This window comes from Stenotrophomonas maltophilia (assembly GCF_047497515.2).
Lineage (GTDB): Bacteria > Pseudomonadota > Gammaproteobacteria > Xanthomonadales > Xanthomonadaceae > Stenotrophomonas.
In genome coordinates this window covers 87201-104525 of the sequence record NZ_JAXAXL020000005.1, presented here as the reverse complement: position 1 = coordinate 104525, position 17325 = coordinate 87201, and the positions used below count along the sequence as shown (strand labels likewise).

Sequence of the window (17325 nt, the reverse complement as noted above, 5' to 3'; positions counted from 1 at the left end):
CGGTAGTGCCGGCCGCTGGCCGGCAACGCCGTGACCCGAAGGCGGGGTCAGCGCCCCCTGCAGGGGATCCGACCCCGAACCCGGGCTACCCCCGATTCAGGCTGTTCAGGCAGAATCCCCCCATACCCTTCCAGGATCTGCCCATGCGCGTTCTGCTGATGTCCTCCCTGCTGCTCACTGTCACCGCCTGCACCTGGGTGCCGATCGAACCGGCGGGCAAGGCGACCCGCGTGTTGCCGGCAGGTCCGGTTCCGGCCGGCTGCATCGCCAAGGGCGAAGTGGTGGTGACCGTGAAGAGCAAGGTCGGCTTCTACAACCGCAACCCGCTGCGCGTGCAGGAAGAGCTGGAAACCCTGGCCCGCAACGAGGCCCCGAGTGCCGGCGCCAACGCCGTGCAGGCCGCTGCGGCCCCCGCCGACGGCAGCCAGCGCTTCGCCGCATTCCAGTGCCCACCGCGCTGAACGCTTCACCATACGGCCAAGCCTGAATTCGTAAAGATGCGGTGAAGGCCCCGGGGGTTATAGAATAGCGCCCCCTTTTGCCTGAGCCTTGGCGCTAACCTCGATGCTCTTCAAGAATGTCTCGATCGCCGGCCTGGCACACGTCGACGCGCCGCACACGCTGACGACCAAGGAAATCAACGAGCGGCTGCAGCCGACGTTGGACCGCCTTGGTATCCGCACCGACGTGCTCGGCGATATCGCCGGCATCCACGCCCGCCGCCTGTGGGACAACGGCGTGCTGGCCTCCGATGCCGCCACCATGGCCGGCCGCAAGGCGCTGGAAGACGCAGGCATCGAAGCGACGCAGGTGGGCCTGCTGGTCAACACCTCGGTCAGCCGCGATTACCTGGAGCCGTCCACGGCGTCGATCGTCTCGGGCAACCTCGGCGTCAGCGACGAGTGCATGACCTTCGACGTCGCCAATGCGTGCCTGGCCTTCATCAACGGCATGGATATCGCCGCGCGCATGATCGAGCGCGGTGACATCGACTACGCGCTGGTGGTGGACGGCGAGACCGCCAACCTGGTGTACGAGAAGACCCTGGAGCGCATGACCGCCCCGGACGTCACCGCCGACGATTTCCGCAACGAGCTGGCCGCCCTGACCACCGGTTCGGGCGCCGCCGCGATGGTGATGGCGCGCTCGGAGCTGGTGCCGGACGCCCCGCGCTACAAGGGTGGCGTGACCCGCTCGGCCACCGAGTGGAACCAGCTGTGCCTGGGCAACCTGGACCGCATGGTCACCGATACCCGCCTGCTGCTGATCGAAGGCATCAAGCTGGCGCAGAAGACCTTCACCGCCGCCAAGATCGCGCTGGGCTGGGCCGTGGAAGAGCTGGACCAGTTCGTGATCCACCAGGTCAGCCAGCCGCACACCGCCGCGTTCATCAAGAACTTCGGCATCGACCCGAAGAAGGTCATGACCATCTTCGGCGAGCACGGCAACATCGGCCCGGCCTCGGTGCCGATCGTGCTGAGCAAGCTCAAGCAGCTGGGCAAGCTGAAGAAGGGCGATCGCATCGCGCTGCTCGGCATCGGCTCGGGCCTGAACTGCTCGATGGCTGAAGTGGTCTGGTAAAAAAGTCACCGCTGACCTGCTGCGCGATTGCGTGGCGGCCCCAGCCAACCGCTCGCGACGGACAGCGATGATTTTCCAAGTGTCCAAGGGCCGGTTCTACCGGCCCTTTCTACAGGTGCGATCCGATGTCCCAGCTTCCCGGTTACCCCGCCCACCCGCAGCGTTTCGACGTGCGCCCCGGCCTGTCGATGAACTATCTCGACGAAGGCCCGCGCGACGGCGAAGTGGTGGTGATGGTGCACGGCAATCCGTCGTGGAGCTATTACTGGCGCACGCTGGTGGCCGGCCTGTCGGACAAGTACCGCTGCATCGTGCCGGACCACATCGGCATGGGCCTGTCGGACAAGCCGGACGACAGCCGCTACGAATACACCCTGCAGTCGCGCGTGGACGACCTCGATGCGCTGCTGAAGCACCTGGGCATCACTGGCCCGGTGACCCTGGCCGTGCACGACTGGGGCGGCATGATCGGCTTCGGCTGGGCGCTGTCGCACCACGACCAGGTGAAGCGCCTGGTGGTGCTCAACACCGCCGCGTTCCCGATGCCGGCCGCGAAGAAGATGCCATGGCAGATCGCACTGGGCCGCCACTGGAAGATCGGCGAGTGGATCATCCGCACCTTCAACGCGTTCTCGTCCGGCGCCTCGTGGCTGGGCGTGGAGCGCAGGATGCCGGCCGACGTGCGCCGCGCCTACGTGTCGCCGTACAACAGCTACGCCAACCGCATCAGCACCATCCGTTTCATGCAGGACATCCCGCTGTCGCCGGCCGACAAGGCCTGGTCGCTGCTGGAGCGCGCCGGCAAGGCGCTGCCGTCGTTCGCCGACCGCCCGGCCTTCCTCGGCTGGGGCCTGCGCGACTTCGTGTTCGACCACCATTTCCTGAAGGGCTTCCAGGCCGCGCTGCCGCAGGCCCAGGTGCATGCCTTCGAGGACGCCGGCCATTACGTGCTGGAAGACAAGCAGGACGTGCTGGTGCCGGAAATCCGCGCGTTCCTGGACAACAACCCGATCTGAGGGGCGTGCCGACCCACGGTCGGCACCCATAATGGCGAGGAATGGGTGGGTGCCGACCGTTGGTCGGCACACCGGACAGGTTCATGAGGATGCCGGCCAGCGGCCGGCACTACCACTACGCCGTACATGGGTCAGAGCCCCGGCGGTCACGCCGCGATCGGCGCCTGCGGTGGCGAGGACGGGCTGTTGCCGTTGTCGTCCGGATGGCCGTCATCGTTCCCGGCCTCATCGCGCCAGCGCCAGTCGGCCAGCGTCAACGGGTCCAGGCCATAGGCGATGCGTGCCTTGTCGCACTGCGGGCTGGCCTTGCCGTACTCCCACGACGCATCCACCTCGCGGCACACGCTGGGCCGGTTGGGGTGGATGGTGCAGCGCGAATACACCCCGATCTGCGCATCCAGCGCCACGCAGCGCACTGGCTTGGCGTGCGTGCCACGCATGCACAGGCGGTGCGGGTCGAGCACTTCGGTCAGCTGGTGCGGCACGCCGCCGGGGGTGACCTCGTCCGATTCCATCCAGTGGAAGGCCACGCGGTACTGGGTGCAGCAGGCGCCGCAGGTCATGCAGGGATGTTGCATGGGCAAGCCGCCTCGGGCGGCAGTCGGAATCGGGAACGAGGGAGCGGATTTTCCACGAAGTGGGCCGCCGCGCAAGAAATTCCGTAAGCGGCGACAATGAACGGATGAACCGACCCTGCAACATCGCCGCGCGCCTGCCTGAACTGGCACGTGAACGCCCCGGCCAGATCGCCATCCGTTGCCCCGGCCGCCGTGGCGCCGGCAACGGCATGGCCGCCTACGACGTCACCCTGGATTATCGGCAGCTGGACACGCGCAGCGACGCGATGGCCGCCGGCCTGGCCGGCTACGGGATCGGCCGCGGGGTGCGCACGGTGGTGATGGTGCGGCCATCGCCGGAGTTCTTCCTGTTGATGTTCGCGCTGTTCAAGCTGGGTGCGGTGCCGGTGCTGGTCGACCCGGGCATCGACAGGCGCGCGCTGAAACAGTGCCTGGACGAGGCCCAGCCGGAGGCTTTCATCGGCATCCCGCTGGCCCATGTGGCGCGGCTGGTGCTGCGCTGGGCACCCTCGGCGGCCCGCCTGGTCACTGTCGGCCGCCGCCTCGGCTGGGGCGGTACCACCCTGGCCGCGCTGGAGCGCGCAGGGGCCAACGGTGGGCCGATGTTGGCCGATACCGCTGGCGAGGACATGGCCGCGATCCTGTTCACCAGCGGCTCCACCGGCGTGCCCAAAGGCGTGGTCTACCGCCATCGCCATTTCGTCGGCCAGATCCAGCTGCTGGGCAGCGCGTTCGGCATGGAACCGGGCGGGGTGGACCTGCCGACCTTCCCGCCGTTCGCGTTGTTCGATCCCGCGCTGGGGTTGACCTCGGTGATCCCGGACATGGACCCGACGCGGCCTGCGCAGGCCGATCCGGCACGCCTGCACGATGCCATCCGGCGCTTCGGCGTGACCCAGCTGTTCGGCTCGCCGGCGCTGATGCGGGTGCTGGCCAGGCATGGCCAGCCGCTGCCGACGGTGACGCGGGTGACCTCGGCCGGGGCACCGGTGCCACCGGACGTGGTCGCCACCATCCGCCGCCTGCTGCCGGCCGATGCGCAGTTCTGGACGCCGTATGGCGCCACCGAGTGCCTGCCGGTGGCGGTGGTCGAGGGGCGCGAGCTGGAACGCACGCGTGCCGCTACCGAGGCCGGTGCCGGTACCTGCGTGGGCAGCGTGGTGGAACCGAACGAGGTGCGCATCATCGCCATCGACGACGCACCGCTGGCCGACTGGTCGCAGGCGCGCGTGCTGGCCACCGGCGAGGTGGGCGAGATCACCGTGGCCGGGCCGACCGCCACCGACAGCTACTTCAACCGCCCGCAGGCGACGGCTGCGGCGAAGATCGGCGAGACGCTGGCCGACGGCAGCACCCGCGTCGTTCATCGCATGGGCGATGTGGGGTACTTCGATGCGCAGGGCCGCCTGTGGTTCTGCGGGCGCAAGACGCAGCGCGTGGAAACCGCGCGCGGGCCGCTGTACACCGAACAGGTCGAGCCGGTCTTCAACACCGTGGCGGGCGTGGCGCGCACTGCGCTGGTCGGCGTTGGCGCGGCCGGTGCGCAGGTGCCGGTGCTGTGCGTGGAACTGCAGCGTGGCCAGTCCGACAGCCCGGCACTGCAGGAAGCGCTGCGTGCCAAGGCCGCAGCCCGCGTGCCTGAGGCCGGACTGCAGCACTTCCTGGTGCATCCGGCCTTCCCCGTCGATATCCGTCACAACGCCAAGATCGGCCGCGAGAAGCTCGCCGTCTGGGCCAGCGCCGAACTGGAGAAGCGCGCATGAAGATCCTGGTCACCGGTGGGGGTGGTTTCCTTGGCCAGGCGCTGTGCCGTGGGCTGGTCGAACGTGGCCACCAGGTGCTGGCGTTCAACCGCAGCCACTACCCGGAACTGCAGGCGATGGGCGTGGGCCAGATCCGCGGCGACCTGGCCGATGCGCAGGCGGTGCTGCATGCGGTGGCCGGCGTCGATACGGTGTTCCACAACGGCGCCAAGGCTGGCGCGTGGGGCAGCTATGACAGCTACCACCAGGCCAACGTGGTCGGCACCGACAACGTGATCGCCGCGTGCCGCGCACACGGCATCGGCCGGCTGGTCTACACCTCCACGCCCAGCGTGACCCACCGTGCCACCCACCCGGTGGAAGGTTTGGGCGCCGACCAGGTGCCGTACGGCGAGGATTTCCAGGCGCCGTATGCGGCGACCAAGGCCATTGCCGAACAACGCGTGCTGGCCGCCAACGATGCGACGCTGGCGACGGTGGCGCTGCGCCCGCGCCTGATCTGGGGGCCGGGCGACCAGCAGCTGGTGCCGCGCCTGGCCGAGCGTGCACGGCAGGGCCGCCTGCGGCTGGTGGGCGATGGCAGCAACAAGGTCGATACCACCTACATCGACAACGCCGCGCTGGCGCACTTCCTCGCCTTCGAAGCCCTGGCGCCGGGCGCGGCCTGTGCCGGCAAGGCGTACTTCATTTCCAACGGCGAACCGCTGCCGATGCGCGAACTGGTCAACAAGCTGCTGGCCGCCGTGGGGGCGCCGACGGTGGACAAGGCGATCAGCTTCAAGACCGCCTATCGCATCGGTGCGGTCTGCGAGCGGCTGTGGCCGCTGCTGCGCCTGCGTGGCGAGCCGCCGTTGACCCGTTTCCTGGCCGAACAGCTGTGCACGCCGCACTGGTACAGCATGGAACCGGCGCGTCGCGATTTCGGCTACGTGCCGCAGGTCAGCATCGAAGAAGGGCTGCGCAGGCTGAAGGCTTCATCTGCTGCATAGATCGCCATCACCGGTTGCACACCGCCAGATCGGGAGGATGGTCCCACGCCATCCAACGGCCCGGACATCTGCGAGGAGCGCCATGCTGCATTACGCCGTCATTTTCTTTGTCATCGCCATCATCGCCGCCGTGCTCGGCTTCTCCGGCATTGCCGGTGCTGCCAGCAACATCGCCTGGATCCTGTTTGTTGTGTTCCTGGTACTGGCAGTGATCTCGATGTTCCGCAAGCGCGGGTAGAAGACCGCAGGGTAGTGCCGGCCGCTGGCCGGCACTGTTTTCTCCGGTGGGTGCCGACCGTTGGCCGGCACGCCCTTTCGTAGAGTCGAGCAAGGCTCGACTCTACAGAAGCTGCCTGTCAGCCCCATGGCGCTCCAGCGCCAGTTCAATCAGCCGCGTGATCAGCGTGGTGTAGTCCACGCCGCTGGCACCCCACAACTTCGGGTACATGCTGATGCGGGTGAAGCCCGGCAGCGTGTTGACCTCATTGATGACGATGCCACCGTCCGCAGTGAGGAACACATCCACCCGCGCCATGCCGGCACACTCCAGCGCCTGGTAGGCCTGCAGCGCGATCTGCTGGATGCGCGCCTGGGTGGCAGCGTCGATGTCCGCCGGCACCACCACGTCGGCACCGCCTTCGTTGATGTACTTGGTGTCGTACGCGTAGAACTCGTCGTGCACCACCACCTCGCCGCACACGCTGGCCTGTGGCTGCGCGTTGCCCAGCACCGCGCACTCGATCTCACGGCCGACCACCGCCGACTCCACCAGTACCTTGTGGTCATAGCGCAGCGCCAGTTCGAGTGCCTCGGCAAAGCCGGCCGCGTCCTTGACCTTGCTGACGCCCACCGATGAACCCTGGTTGGCCGGCTTGACGAACAGTGGCAGGCCGAGCTGCGCGATCACCGCCTCGACATCGACTGTCGCCGCCTGATGGCGACGGATACACAGCCACGGCGCCACCTGCAGCCCGGCATCGCTCAGCAGGCGCTTGGTCACGTCCTTGTCCATCGCCACCGCCGAGCCCAGTACCGGCGAACCCACGAAGGGCAGGTTGGCCATGCGCAGCAGGCCCTGCAGCGCACCGTCCTCGCCCAGCGGCCCGTGCACGATCGGCAACACCACATCGATCTGGCCCAGCGCGACCGTCGCATCGGAAGGGCGCAGCTGCGCCTGCTCTGTACCGGGAAGGACTGCCAGCGACTGGCCGGAGGGATGCAGCGCGATGCGCGACGGATCATCGCCATTGAGCAGGAAGGTGTCCGGCTGGCTCAGATGCCATTGGCCCTGCTTGTCGATGCCGACCAGCACTGGTTCGAAGCGCTCGCGGTCGAGGGCATCAAGGATGTTCTTCGCCGACTGCAGTGAAACTTCGTGCTCGGAGGACCTGCCCCCGAAGATGATGCCGACCCGGGTCCGTGCCATGGTGTTGCGATGTCCTGTGCGTTGCGTGGCCTCATAGCATGAACCTTCGTCGGCCCTCCGCGTGAGGCAAAGATGAACCAGAATTCCATCCACGCATGGCGTGGATCTACCGTGTCGACCAAGGTCGACACCCACCAATGGCAGCGGGAAACGGTCGAAGGCGGGGTGGGTCCGGTTGCGGGGGTGTCCGCTGTTGCTGTTGCTTCGGCTGTTGCCGTTGCAGTTGCCTCCGCGGGTGCCGGGCGGCAGCCCGGCCCAAGCCCACCACCCACGCAGGTAGAATGCGCACATGGCTCTCTCCCTGCTCAAGTCCCTCAAGCCGGTCGCCGGCCGCGCCCTGCAGATCGCCCTGAACCGCGCCCTGGCGCTGGATCCGGATACCCGCCACGCGCTGGCCAGCCTGGATGGCAGGCATATCGACCTGACCCTGGAAGCACCGCCGCTGGCGATGCGCATCAGCGTCGAGGGCGATCAGCTGCGGGTCGGCCCGGTCGACACGCAGGAAGCCGACCTGGCCGTGCGCAGCAGCCTGGCCGGCGTGCTGGCGCAGCTGCCGCTGCTGGCCAACGCGCGCCGCACCGACGGCAACGACAAGGGCCGCGTGCGCGTGGCCGGTGATGCCGAACTGGCGCGCCGCCTGCAGCAGCTGGCCAAGGGCTACGATCCCGACTGGCAGCAGCCGTTCGTCAGCGTATTCGGTGAAGTGCTGGGCGTGCAGGTGGCCAACACCCTGCGCAGCGCGCTGCAGCACGCGCGCCAGGGCGCGATCGACCTTGCGCACAGCGCGGCCGAGTTCATCACCGAGGAGTCGCGCGACGTGGTGCCGCGCGCTGAACTGGACGCCTTCCACGATGACGTGGATGTGCTGCGCGATGACGTCGAGCGCCTCGGCGCACGCGTGCAGCGCCTGCGGGGTGCCGCATGAAGGCCGTGCTGCGGGCAAGCCGCATTGGCCGGGTGGTGCTGCGCTATCGCCTGGACGATCTGCTGCAGGGCACGCCAGCCGAGCGTTGGCTGCGCCTGGCCAAGCCGTTCGTACCGCGCGCCTCGGCCGACATCGCCGCGCAGTCGCGCGGTGCGCGCCTGCGCCTGGCGCTGCAGGACCTGGGCCCGATCTTCGTCAAGTTCGGCCAGATCCTGTCCACCCGCCGCGACCTGGTGCCGCCGGACGTGGCCAACGAGCTGACCCTGCTGCAGGACCGGGTCAAGCCGTTCGATGGTGATACCGCCCGCCGCATCGTCGAAGAAGCACTCGGCCTGCCCGTCAGCGAGGCCTTTGCCAGCTTTGATACCGAGCCGCTGGCCTCGGCCTCGATCGCGCAGGTGCACGCGGCGACTCTGGCCGATGGTCGCCAGGTGGTGGTCAAGGTGCTGCGCCCCGGCATCGAGAAGCAGATCGACGCCGACATCGCCCTGCTCAATTCGCTGGCTGCGCTGGTCGAGCGCACCCACCCGCGTGCTGACAAGATCCGGCCGCGCGAAGTGGTGGCCGAAGTCGAGAACACCCTGGCCGCCGAGCTGGACCTGCAGCGCGAAGGCGCCAATGCCAGCGTGCTGCGCCGCTTCTGGGAAAACAGCGACGACCTGTACGTGCCGGAAGTGATCTGGAGCCACACCGCCGAGCGCGCGCTGACCCTGGAGCGCGTGTGGGGCATCCCGTCCGATGACATCGCTGCGCTGGACAAGGCCGGCATCGATCGCAAGGCGCTGGCCGCCAAGGGCGTGCGGGTGTTCTACACCCAGGTGTTCCGCGACAACTTCTTCCACGCCGATGCGCACGCCGGCAACATCTGGGTCGACACCGATCCGGCGCGCCGTGCCAACCCACGCTTCATCGCGCTGGACTTCGGCATCATGGGCCAGCTCTCGCAGGAAGATCAGTACTACCTGGCCGAGAACTTCATGGCCATCTTCAACCGCGATTACCGTCGCATCGCCGAACTGCATGTGCAGGCACGCTGGATGCCCGACCACGTGCGCATCGATGATCTGGAAGCGGCGGTGCGTTCGGTGTGCGAGCCGTACTTCACCCGCCCGCTGTCGCAGATCTCGCTGGCCGAAGTGCTGATGAAGCTGTTCCGCGTGGCGCAGCGCTACCAGCTGACCCTGCAGCCGCAGCTGATCCTGCTGCAGAAGACCCTGCTGAACATCGAAGGCGTCGGCCGCCAGCTTGATCCGCAGATCGACATCTGGGCGGTGGCCAAGCCGGTGCTGGCGAAGATCCTGCGCGAGCGCTACAGCCCGCGCCGGGTGGTGCGCGAGATCGGCAAGCGCCTGCCGGAAATCATGACCCATGCGCCGGACATGCCGCGCCTGGTACACGCCTGGCTGACCCAGCAGGTGGAGGGCCGGCACGAACTGTCGATGCGTTCGCGCGACCTGGCCGCACTGGATGCGAGCGTGCAGCGCCTGCAGAAGCGCGCGGTGGGTGCGATCACCGGCGTTGGCCTGCTGGCCATTGCCGCGCTGATGTACGTGCTGCAACCGCCGGGCTGGTATTGGGGCGACCTGCCGATGTGGAGCTGGCTGTCCGGAGCGGTCGGCGCGGTGGCGCTGGCACGCGCGTGGTGGAAGTAGCCACCGTGCTGCAGGCGCTCAAGGACGAGCTGGCGCGCTTCGGTGCCGACAACGACGCGCGCGAAACCGAGCGCGGCCGGCGCATGCTCAACATCACGCCGGAGACCGGTGAGTTGCTCTCGGTGCTGGTGCGTTTTGGCCAGGCGCGGCGGGTGCTGGAAATCGGCACCTCCAACGGCTACTCCACGCTCTGGCTGGCCGAAGCTGCCGCCGCCATCGGCGGCCACGTGACCACACTGGAGTACGCCGAAGACAAGGTTGCGATGGCGCGAGCGACGTTCGCGCGCAGTGGCCTGGACGAGCGCATCACCCTGTTCCACGGTGACGCCGGTTGCTGGCTGGCGCAGGCCGCCGAGGCCAGCCTCGATCTGCTGTTCCTCGATTCCGACCGCGAACAATACGCCGGCTGGTGGCCACAGCTGCGCCGCGTGCTGCGGCCCGGTGGCCTGCTGGTGGTGGACAACGCGATCTCGCACGCCGCGCAGATGGAGCCGCTGCGTGCCCTGCTGGCTGCCGACGAGGGGTTCAGCACCAGTCTGGTGCCGGTGGGCAACGGCGAGCTGTTGGCGGTGCGCAACGCTTGATCCCGGTAGTGCCGGCCGCTGGCCGGCAAACGCAGCCATCCGATTGCCCGGAGGCAGCCGGCCAGCGGCCGGCTCTACCCCATTCAATGCCCAGCCCCGATAATCCTGCCGTGAGCACCGAACCTGACACCCTCGCTGCGGTCGAGACCGAAACCGCACCCCTGCAGCTGCTGCACCTGGATGAGCGCCTGGCCGTGGTCAACAAGCCGGCCGGGTTGATGGTGCACGACAGCAAGCTGGCCCGTGGAGAAGACGATTTCCTGGCCGACCGCCTGCGTGAACAGCTGGGCCGCCCGATCTTCCTGGTCCACCGCCTGGACCGGGCGACCAGCGGCTGCCTGCTGCTGGCCTTCGACCGTGATACCGCCAGCGCGCTGGGCAAGGCGCTGATGGGCGGCGAAGTGCTGAAGGACTACCTGACCGTGTGCCGCGGCTGGCCGGCCGAGCTCTCCTGGCAGGTCGACCATGATCTGGACGGCGGCCCGGGCAAGCCGGTGAAGAAGCCGGCCATCACCGACTTCCAGCGCCTGGCGACCGGCGAGCTGTCGGTGCCGATCGGCGAGTTCAGCAGTTCGCGCTATGCGTTGCTGCGCTGCCAGCCGCAGACCGGGCGCTTCCGGCAGATCCGCCGGCACCTCAAGCACCTGTCGCACCACATGATCGGTGACACCAGCCACGGCGATGGCCGCCACAACCGCATCTTCCGCATGCAGGGCGTGCATCGCATGCTGCTGCACGCCGAGCGCCTGCGGTTCCCGCATCCCGACGGCGGCATGGTGGATGTACGCGCGCCGCTGGACGCTGGGTTCCAGAAGGCGCTGGACCTGTTCGGCTGGAACCAGGACCTATAGACGGTCGTGCCGGCCGCTGGCCGGCATCTGCCTGATCCCAACCGTACGAGGTTGCCAGCCAGCGGCCGGCCCTACCTCACTTCTTTTCCGGCTCGTTGACGATCGCTTCCAGGTCCTTCTGCAGGTCCGCGAACAGCGGCTGCATGCGGGCCTGGATCGCCACCATCACGTTCTGCATCAGCGCCGGGGTCTTGTCCAGCAGGCTCTGGCCGGCCGCGCTCTCGTAGAACTCGGCCATCGCCAGCACGTCTTCCTTGCTGAAGGTCTTCTTGTACAGGTCCACGTACATCGGCCGCAGCTGCTGCCATGACAGGGCCTGGCGCAGGGTCTGGCTGGTCCGTGCCTGGATCCGCTTCAGCTGTTCCTGCTGCTGGGCGTTGAGCTGGCGCTGCGCGGCCACCTGCTGGAACTGCTGCTGCTGCATCGCCTCGATCTGCGGCAGCATGGTGTCGATCATGCTCTGCGCGCGCGAGGCCGAGAGCAGGCGGTTGATGTCGCCGTCGGTCGGCGGCGCGGCCAGCGCCGGGACACTGGCCACGGCCAGCGCCAGCAGCAGGGCGGCGCGGCGCAGCAGGGACGACAGGGCGGGTGCGGAGCGGGTCATGCGAAGCTTCCTGCGGTACATGGGACGGCCAGCATACCCGCAGCCAAGGCGAAGGCGGCGTGTTCGGTACCTGATCGGCGGCATACGGCGCGCGATGCGCACTCCTGCGCGTAGCTGCCGCTACAATGCGCGGATGGGCAGTGGACCGGTCACCATCAGCGCGCAGCTTGAAATCCCCGACGGCGAGATCGTCGAGCGGTTCGTGCGTGCCAGTGGCGCCGGTGGCCAGAACGTCAACAAGGTCTCCACCGCGGTGGAACTGCGTTTCGACGTGGCCAACTCGCCCTCGTTGCCCGAACCGTTGCGCACGCGCCTGCTGGCGCGGCGTGACCGGCGCATGACCGGCGAAGGCGTGCTGGTCATCGATGCGCAACGTTTCCGGACCCAGGATCGCAATCGCGAGGATGCGCGCGATCGGCTGGCGGCCTTCATCCAGGCCGGGTTGAGCGTGCCCAAACCGCGCAAGGCCACCAAGCCGACCCTCGGGTCGAAACTGCGTCGTCTGGACGCCAAACGCGGGCGCGCGCAGATCAAGCGCGGGCGCTCATCACGTGACTGGGAGTGATTGCTTGAACAACCCGACTCCGTTGCTGCCGGCCGTGCCGCCGCAGATGCCACAGGTCAAACCCAACGCCTTCCTGCGCTGGCTGGCGCGCTGCACGCTGCGCATGGGTGGCTGGAAGGTGACCGGCACCCTGCCGGACATTCCCCGGCTGGTGTTCATCATCGCGCCGCATTCGTCCAACTGGGACGGGCTGTGGGGCATGGCCGCCAAGATCGCGCTGGGCATGAAGGTGAAGGTGCTGGGCAAGGCCTCGCTGTTCTGGTGGCCGCTGGGCCCGCTGCTGCACAAGCTGGGCGTGATTCCGCTCGACCGCAGCTCGCCGCAGGGCACCGTGGGCCAGGCGGTGGACCTGCTGCGCAACAACGAGAAGATGTGGTTCGCGATCACCCCCGAGGGCACCCGCAAGGCGGTGAAGGACTGGAAGGCCGGTTTCCTGAAAATTGCCCGGATGGCCGACGTGCCGATCCTGGCCGCGTACTTCCACTACCCGGAAAAGACCATCGGCATCGGGCCGCTGTTCACCCCCAGCGGTGACGACGCCGCCGACATGGCCGCCATCCGCGAGTTCTACCGGCCCTGGATCGGCAAGACCCGCGGCACGGTCTGAGCCCGCCGGCAGGGCCTGCATAGACGCCACGTCCGGCACATGCTGGGCGAGCGCGACAGGAGTAGGGTGGAGGGCTGGTATTCCGTACCGTCTGCCCAAGGAGCGTTTTACATGTCGCGTACCGTAGTCCTGGCCGCCGCCATCAGCCTGGCGCTGGCGGCCTGTTCCGGCAAGGAGTCCACCCCCGTGTCCGAAGCCCAGAAGACCCCGGCCCAGCAGCCGGCCGAAGCCTCCACCAATCCGCTGCTGAGCGCCAGCACGCTGCCGTTCCAGGCGCCGCAGTTCGACAAGATCAAGGACAGCGACTACCTGCCGGCCTTCGAAGAAGGCATGCGCCAGCACCTGGCCGACGTGCGCAAGATCGCCGACAGCAGCGAGCCGGCCACCTTCGACAACACCATCGTGGCGATGGAGCGCAGCGGCGAGACCCTGAACCGCGTGTCGCGCATCTTCTTCGGCCTGGTCCAGGCTGATACCAACGACGCGCGCCAGAAGATCCAGGAAGAAGTGGCGCCGAAGCTGGCCGCGCACCAGGACGAGATCAACCTCGACCCGAAGCTGTTCGCGCGCGTGAAGTCGATTTACGACCAGCGCGACACGCTGGAGCTGGACCCGGTGCAGAAGCGCCTGGTCGAGCACTACTACGACGGCCTGGTGCGTGCCGGCGCGCAGCTGTCCGACGCCGACAAGGCATCGCTGCGCAAGCTCAACGTGGAAGAGACCACCCTCTCCACCCAGTTCCACGCCCGCCTGGTGGCCGCCACTGCCGCCGCCGCCGTGGTCGTCGACGACAAGGCCAAGCTGGCCGGCCTCGATGAGGATGCGATCAACAACGCGGCGGCCGCCGCCAAGGACCGCAAGCTGGACGGCAAGTTCCTGCTGCCGCTGCAGAACACCACCCAGCAGCCGGTGCTCGGCTCGCTCAGCGACCGCGACCAGCGCGCGGCCGTGCTGAAGGCTTCGGAAACCCGCGCCGAGCGTGGCGATGCCAACGACACCCGGCAGACCGTGCAGCGCCTGGCCCAGCTGCGTGCGCAGAAGGCCAAGCTGCTCGGCTTCGACACCTTCGCCGACTACCAGCTGGGCGACCAGATGGCCAAGACCCCGGCCGCCGCGCTCAAGCTGCTGACCGACACCGTGCCGGCCGCCACCGCCAAGGCCCGCGCCGAAGCCGGCGAGATCCAGAAGGTGATCGACGCGCAGAAGGGTGGTTTCCAGGTCGCTGCATCGGATTGGGACTTCTACGCCGAGCAGGTGCGCAAGGCCAAGTACGATCTGGACGAGTCGCAGATCAAGCCGTACTTCGAACTGGACAACGTGCTGCAGAACGGCGTCTTCTACGCCGCCACCCAGCTGTATGGCATCACGTTCAAGCCGCGTACCGACATTCCGACCTACAACCCGGACATGAAGGTGTACGAAGTGTTCGACAAGGACGGCACCTCGCTGGCCCTGTTCTACACCGACTACTTCAAGCGTGACAGCAAGTCCGGCGGCGCCTGGATGGACGTGTTCGTCGAACAGGACGGCCTGACCGGTGCCAAGCCGGTGGTCTACAACGTCTGCAACTTCACCAAGCCGGCCGCTGGCCAGCCTGCGCTGATCAGCTTCGACGACGTCACCACCATGTTCCATGAGTTCGGCCATGCACTGCACGGCATGTTCTCGAACGTGAAGTACCCGTCGATCGCCGGCACCGCCACCTCGCGCGACTTCGTCGAGTTCCCGTCGCAGTTCAACGAGCACTGGGCGCTGGACCCGAAGGTGTTCGCCAACTACGCCAAGCACTACAAGACCGGCGAGGCGATGCCGCAGGAACTGGTCGACAAGATCCTCAAGGCACGCAGCTTCAACCAGGGCTATGCGACCACCGAGTACCTGTCGGCCGCGCTGCTGGACCTGGCCTGGCACACGCAGAAGGCCGACGCGCCGCTGCAGGATGTCGGCGCCTTTGAAGCCAGCGCGCTGAAGAAGTTCAAGGTCGACCTGCCGCAGGTGCCGCCGCGTTACCGCACCACCTACTTCGACCACATCTGGGGTGGCGGTTACTCGGCCGGTTACTACGCCTACTTCTGGGCCGAAGTGCTCGACCACGACGCCTACCAGTGGTTCACCGAGCACGGTGGCCTGACCGCCGCCAACGGTCAGGAGTTCCGCGACAAGATCCTCTCGCGTGGCAACAGCGTGGAGCTGTCGACCCTGTACCGCGACTTCCGCGGCAAGGACCCGTCGGTGGAGCCGCTGCTGAAGTTCCGCGGGCTGAAATAAGAAGCAGAAAACGGCGGGGGAAACCCCGCCGTTTTTCGTTGTGTAGCGTCGAGCTTGCTCGACGGGTGTCCCCGCCCTTGTAGAGCCGAGCCCATGCTCGGCTGCCTTTCCACGAAAACCGGTCGAGCAAGCTCGACGCTACAAAAGCGGGTTACGTGCCTACATGCACGCGGTTGGCCTGCTCGGCCAACCCCAGGTGATCCAGCGCGATGTCCAGAGCCAGCACATAGCTCTGCGCGCCATACCCTGCGGCGATGCCCAGGCGCTGGCCAACCCCGGCCGGCAGGCACGGTTCGGCCACCGCACCGTCGTCATGCACTTCCACGTAGGCGTTGTGCAGGTAGGGCAGCAGTCGCTGCAGGCGCAGGCTGTTGGCGCACGCGCCGGGATCAAGCAACGTCACTTCGCCGCGGCTGTGGTCGGCCACGCGCAGTGCGTCCAGCAGCTCCTGCTCCGAACCGCAGGCACGGATCGCGACGCTGGTCCCGGCGTCGATCGCCCGGTGCACCAGCGACTTCAGCACCGGCGCCGGCAGCGGCATGGCGGTACGGATCAGCGCACCGGCGGCTTCCGGGCCACGGATGATGAAGATCGACATGGCTCAGCCCTCCTGCGCCAGGCGGCGGCCAACGATGGCCAGCGACAGCGGATAGCCGGCCTGCTGGCTGCGCTGGTCGATGACCACCGCGGCAGGGCCGTGCTGCAGGCGCAGGCGTGCATCCAGGCCAGGTTCGCTGGGGGCCTGCAGTTCGATGTACTGTGCCGGCAGCCGTTCAAGCGCCGCCTGCAACGCGCCACCCTCGGCCTGCCATTGCGCCTCGTCGGCCACGCCGACATCCAGCAGTACCCAGTCGGCCGAACGCGCCTGCGGCTGGCACAGGCACTGGCGTACTTCGGACAGGCTGGCGCAGTCGCTGCACAGCACGCGATGGCCGGCCAGCTGCGCCGGCAGCTGCGGGCGCGGCGCCGACGAGGACGCGTGGCGGATCACCAGGAGGGTCATACAACACCTTGCGGAATGCGCCCTGTGGCGCGGTGGGCACACGATGCGCGCGGTGGCCGTAAAGGTGCGATGCCCGGCAGCGGCCCCGCGCGTAAAACCTGCGTAACCCCTGTTGTAGAGCCGAGCCCATGCTCGGCTTGCTCTTTGTAGAGTCGAGCTTGCTCGACTGGGGCGCAGAGCAGTCGAGCAAGCTCGACGCTACGAAGATGCCAGCACGGGAACCTCTCCCGCCCGCCTGTGGTCTGACCCAGCTACCACCCACCCGGAGCCTGTCATGGATGCTGTTGCCCGCCCGCCCTTTTCCGAACGTGCGCTTGCCTGGCTGAAGAAGGAAGCATTGCCGCTGCTGGTGATGCTCGGCCTGCTGGCCGCCGCCCGCGATACCCTCGCCAACCACTATGTGGTGCCCAGCGGTTCGATGCAGCCGACCCTGCAGCCCGGTGACCGGGTAGTGGTGGACATGCGCGCGTATGGCCTGCGCCTGCCGTTTACCGACAAGGAGCTGCTGGCGACCGGTGCCCCGCAGCGCGGCGAAGTGGCGGTGTTCGACTCGCCGGCCGACGGCACCCGCCTGATCAAGCGCGTGGCCGCGGTGGCCGGTGACCATGTGCAGATGCGCGAGGGCCACCTGAGCATCAATGGCCAGCCGTTGCAGATCGCCGACCTGCAGGACGTGGAAGCCTTCGGCCAGCGCCGTGCCCATCTTGACCTGGACATGGGCGGCGGCCCGGACATCGCCGATCTGGTGGTGCCGGCCGGCAAGGTGCTGGTACTGGGCGACCACCGCGGCAACAGCTTCGATGGCCGCTTCTTCGGCTTCGTCGACGCCGACAAGATCTACGGACGCGCCGTGGCGGTGTACTACCGCCGTGGCGAGGGTTTCGAGTGGCAGCGCCTGTAAGCTGAATTGATA

19 protein-coding genes are annotated in these 17325 nt (G+C 67.8%); 14 read left to right on the top strand and 5 right to left on the bottom strand.

Annotation, left to right across the window (positions count from 1 at the left end; genetic code table 11):
• Positions 1-143 precede the first annotated feature (143 nt).
• From ACMZPQ_RS10185 to ACMZPQ_RS10175, 3 genes are all read left to right on the top strand, one after another.
• Positions 144-461, top strand: a complete 318-nt coding sequence (locus tag ACMZPQ_RS10185) for a DUF4156 domain-containing protein (protein ID WP_312647103.1) — start codon at positions 144-146, stop codon at positions 459-461.
• A gap of 103 nt (positions 462-564) precedes the next feature.
• Positions 565-1581 carry a 3-oxoacyl-ACP synthase III gene (locus ACMZPQ_RS10180; RefSeq protein WP_008264841.1) on the top strand — a complete coding sequence of 339 codons (1017 nt, stop codon included), beginning with the start codon at positions 565-567 and terminating at the stop codon, positions 1579-1581.
• 125 nt (positions 1582-1706) lie between these two features.
• Positions 1707-2597, top strand: coding sequence for an alpha/beta fold hydrolase (locus tag ACMZPQ_RS10175; RefSeq protein ID WP_312647102.1), 891 nt, complete (start codon positions 1707-1709; stop codon positions 2595-2597).
• Positions 2598-2743: 146 nt separating this feature from the next.
• On the opposite strand, the gene ACMZPQ_RS10170 is transcribed toward ACMZPQ_RS10175, so the two are convergent.
• The gene (locus ACMZPQ_RS10170; RefSeq protein ID WP_197584005.1) at positions 2744-3175 is read right to left on the bottom strand and encodes a YkgJ family cysteine cluster protein; all 432 of its coding nucleotides are present in this window, start codon (positions 3173-3175) and stop codon (positions 2744-2746) included.
• Positions 3176-3279: 104 nt separating this feature from the next.
• Between ACMZPQ_RS10170 and oleC the strand changes: the two genes are divergently transcribed.
• From oleC to ACMZPQ_RS10155, 3 genes are all read left to right on the top strand, one after another.
• Positions 3280-4938: an olefin beta-lactone synthetase gene (oleC, locus tag ACMZPQ_RS10165; RefSeq protein ID WP_197584002.1), complete on the top strand. Its 1659-nt coding sequence runs from the start codon at positions 3280-3282 to the stop codon at positions 4936-4938.
• Positions 4935-5927: a 2-alkyl-3-oxoalkanoate reductase gene (oleD, locus tag ACMZPQ_RS10160; protein WP_197584000.1), complete on the top strand. Its 993-nt coding sequence runs from the start codon at positions 4935-4937 to the stop codon at positions 5925-5927. The genes oleC and oleD overlap by 4 nt, the downstream gene beginning before the upstream one ends.
• Positions 5928-6009: 82 nt before the next feature.
• Positions 6010-6165, top strand: coding sequence for a DUF1328 domain-containing protein (locus ACMZPQ_RS10155; protein ID WP_004153593.1), 156 nt, complete (start codon positions 6010-6012; stop codon positions 6163-6165).
• A 102-nt stretch (positions 6166-6267) separates the two neighbouring features.
• Here the strand turns inward: ACMZPQ_RS10155 and ddlA are convergent, their stop codons facing one another.
• The gene (gene ddlA / locus ACMZPQ_RS10150) at positions 6268-7353 is read right to left on the bottom strand and encodes a D-alanine--D-alanine ligase (RefSeq protein ID WP_197583998.1); all 1086 of its coding nucleotides are present in this window, start codon (positions 7351-7353) and stop codon (positions 6268-6270) included.
• 289 nt (positions 7354-7642) lie between these two features.
• Between ddlA and ACMZPQ_RS10145 the strand changes: the two genes are divergently transcribed.
• The 4 genes from ACMZPQ_RS10145 to ACMZPQ_RS10130 all read left to right on the top strand — a co-directional run bounded on the left by ACMZPQ_RS10145 (position 7643) and on the right by ACMZPQ_RS10130 (position 11365).
• Positions 7643-8278, top strand: coding sequence for a ubiquinone biosynthesis accessory factor UbiJ (locus ACMZPQ_RS10145; RefSeq protein WP_197583995.1), 636 nt, complete (start codon positions 7643-7645; stop codon positions 8276-8278).
• Positions 8275-9930: a ubiquinone biosynthesis regulatory protein kinase UbiB gene (gene ubiB / locus ACMZPQ_RS10140; protein ID WP_197583993.1), complete on the top strand. Its 1656-nt coding sequence runs from the start codon at positions 8275-8277 to the stop codon at positions 9928-9930. Before ACMZPQ_RS10145 ends, ubiB begins: the two co-directional genes overlap by 4 nt.
• Positions 9931-9935: 5 nt before the next feature.
• A complete protein-coding gene (locus ACMZPQ_RS10135; RefSeq protein WP_197584007.1) occupies positions 9936-10514 on the top strand; it encodes a class I SAM-dependent methyltransferase in 579 nt (192 codons plus the stop codon).
• 86 nt (positions 10515-10600) lie between these two features.
• The gene (locus ACMZPQ_RS10130; protein ID WP_495495831.1) at positions 10601-11365 is read left to right on the top strand and encodes a pseudouridine synthase; all 765 of its coding nucleotides are present in this window, start codon (positions 10601-10603) and stop codon (positions 11363-11365) included.
• A gap of 76 nt (positions 11366-11441) precedes the next feature.
• Here ACMZPQ_RS10130 and ACMZPQ_RS10125 read toward each other — a convergent pair whose 3' ends face one another.
• Positions 11442-11969 carry a DUF2059 domain-containing protein gene (locus ACMZPQ_RS10125; RefSeq protein WP_197583977.1) on the bottom strand — a complete coding sequence of 176 codons (528 nt, stop codon included), beginning with the start codon at positions 11967-11969 and terminating at the stop codon, positions 11442-11444.
• A 133-nt stretch (positions 11970-12102) separates the two neighbouring features.
• Between ACMZPQ_RS10125 and arfB the strand changes: the two genes are divergently transcribed.
• The 3 genes from arfB to dcp all read left to right on the top strand — a co-directional run bounded on the left by arfB (position 12103) and on the right by dcp (position 15409).
• Positions 12103-12534: an alternative ribosome rescue aminoacyl-tRNA hydrolase ArfB gene (gene arfB, locus ACMZPQ_RS10120; protein ID WP_004153612.1), complete on the top strand. Its 432-nt coding sequence runs from the start codon at positions 12103-12105 to the stop codon at positions 12532-12534.
• A 4-nt stretch (positions 12535-12538) separates the two neighbouring features.
• Complete coding sequence (locus tag ACMZPQ_RS10115; protein ID WP_008266991.1) at positions 12539-13141, top strand: lysophospholipid acyltransferase family protein; 603 nt, start codon at positions 12539-12541, stop codon at positions 13139-13141.
• Between the two features lie 111 nt (positions 13142-13252).
• The gene (dcp, locus tag ACMZPQ_RS10110; protein ID WP_197583975.1) at positions 13253-15409 is read left to right on the top strand and encodes a peptidyl-dipeptidase Dcp; all 2157 of its coding nucleotides are present in this window, start codon (positions 13253-13255) and stop codon (positions 15407-15409) included.
• Between the two features lie 151 nt (positions 15410-15560).
• Here dcp and ACMZPQ_RS10105 read toward each other — a convergent pair whose 3' ends face one another.
• Both ACMZPQ_RS10105 and ACMZPQ_RS10100 read right to left on the bottom strand, forming a co-directional pair.
• Entirely contained in the window at positions 15561-16007 is a 447-nt protein-coding gene (locus tag ACMZPQ_RS10105; protein WP_004153636.1) for a 3-dehydroquinate dehydratase, read from the bottom strand.
• A gap of 3 nt (positions 16008-16010) precedes the next feature.
• The gene (locus tag ACMZPQ_RS10100) at positions 16011-16412 is read right to left on the bottom strand and encodes a hypothetical protein (protein ID WP_100441234.1); all 402 of its coding nucleotides are present in this window, start codon (positions 16410-16412) and stop codon (positions 16011-16013) included.
• 274 nt (positions 16413-16686) lie between these two features.
• Between ACMZPQ_RS10100 and lepB the strand changes: the two genes are divergently transcribed.
• Positions 16687-17313, top strand: a complete 627-nt coding sequence (lepB, locus tag ACMZPQ_RS10095; RefSeq protein ID WP_197583973.1) for a signal peptidase I — start codon at positions 16687-16689, stop codon at positions 17311-17313.
• The last annotated feature ends 12 nt before the right edge of the window (positions 17314-17325 follow it).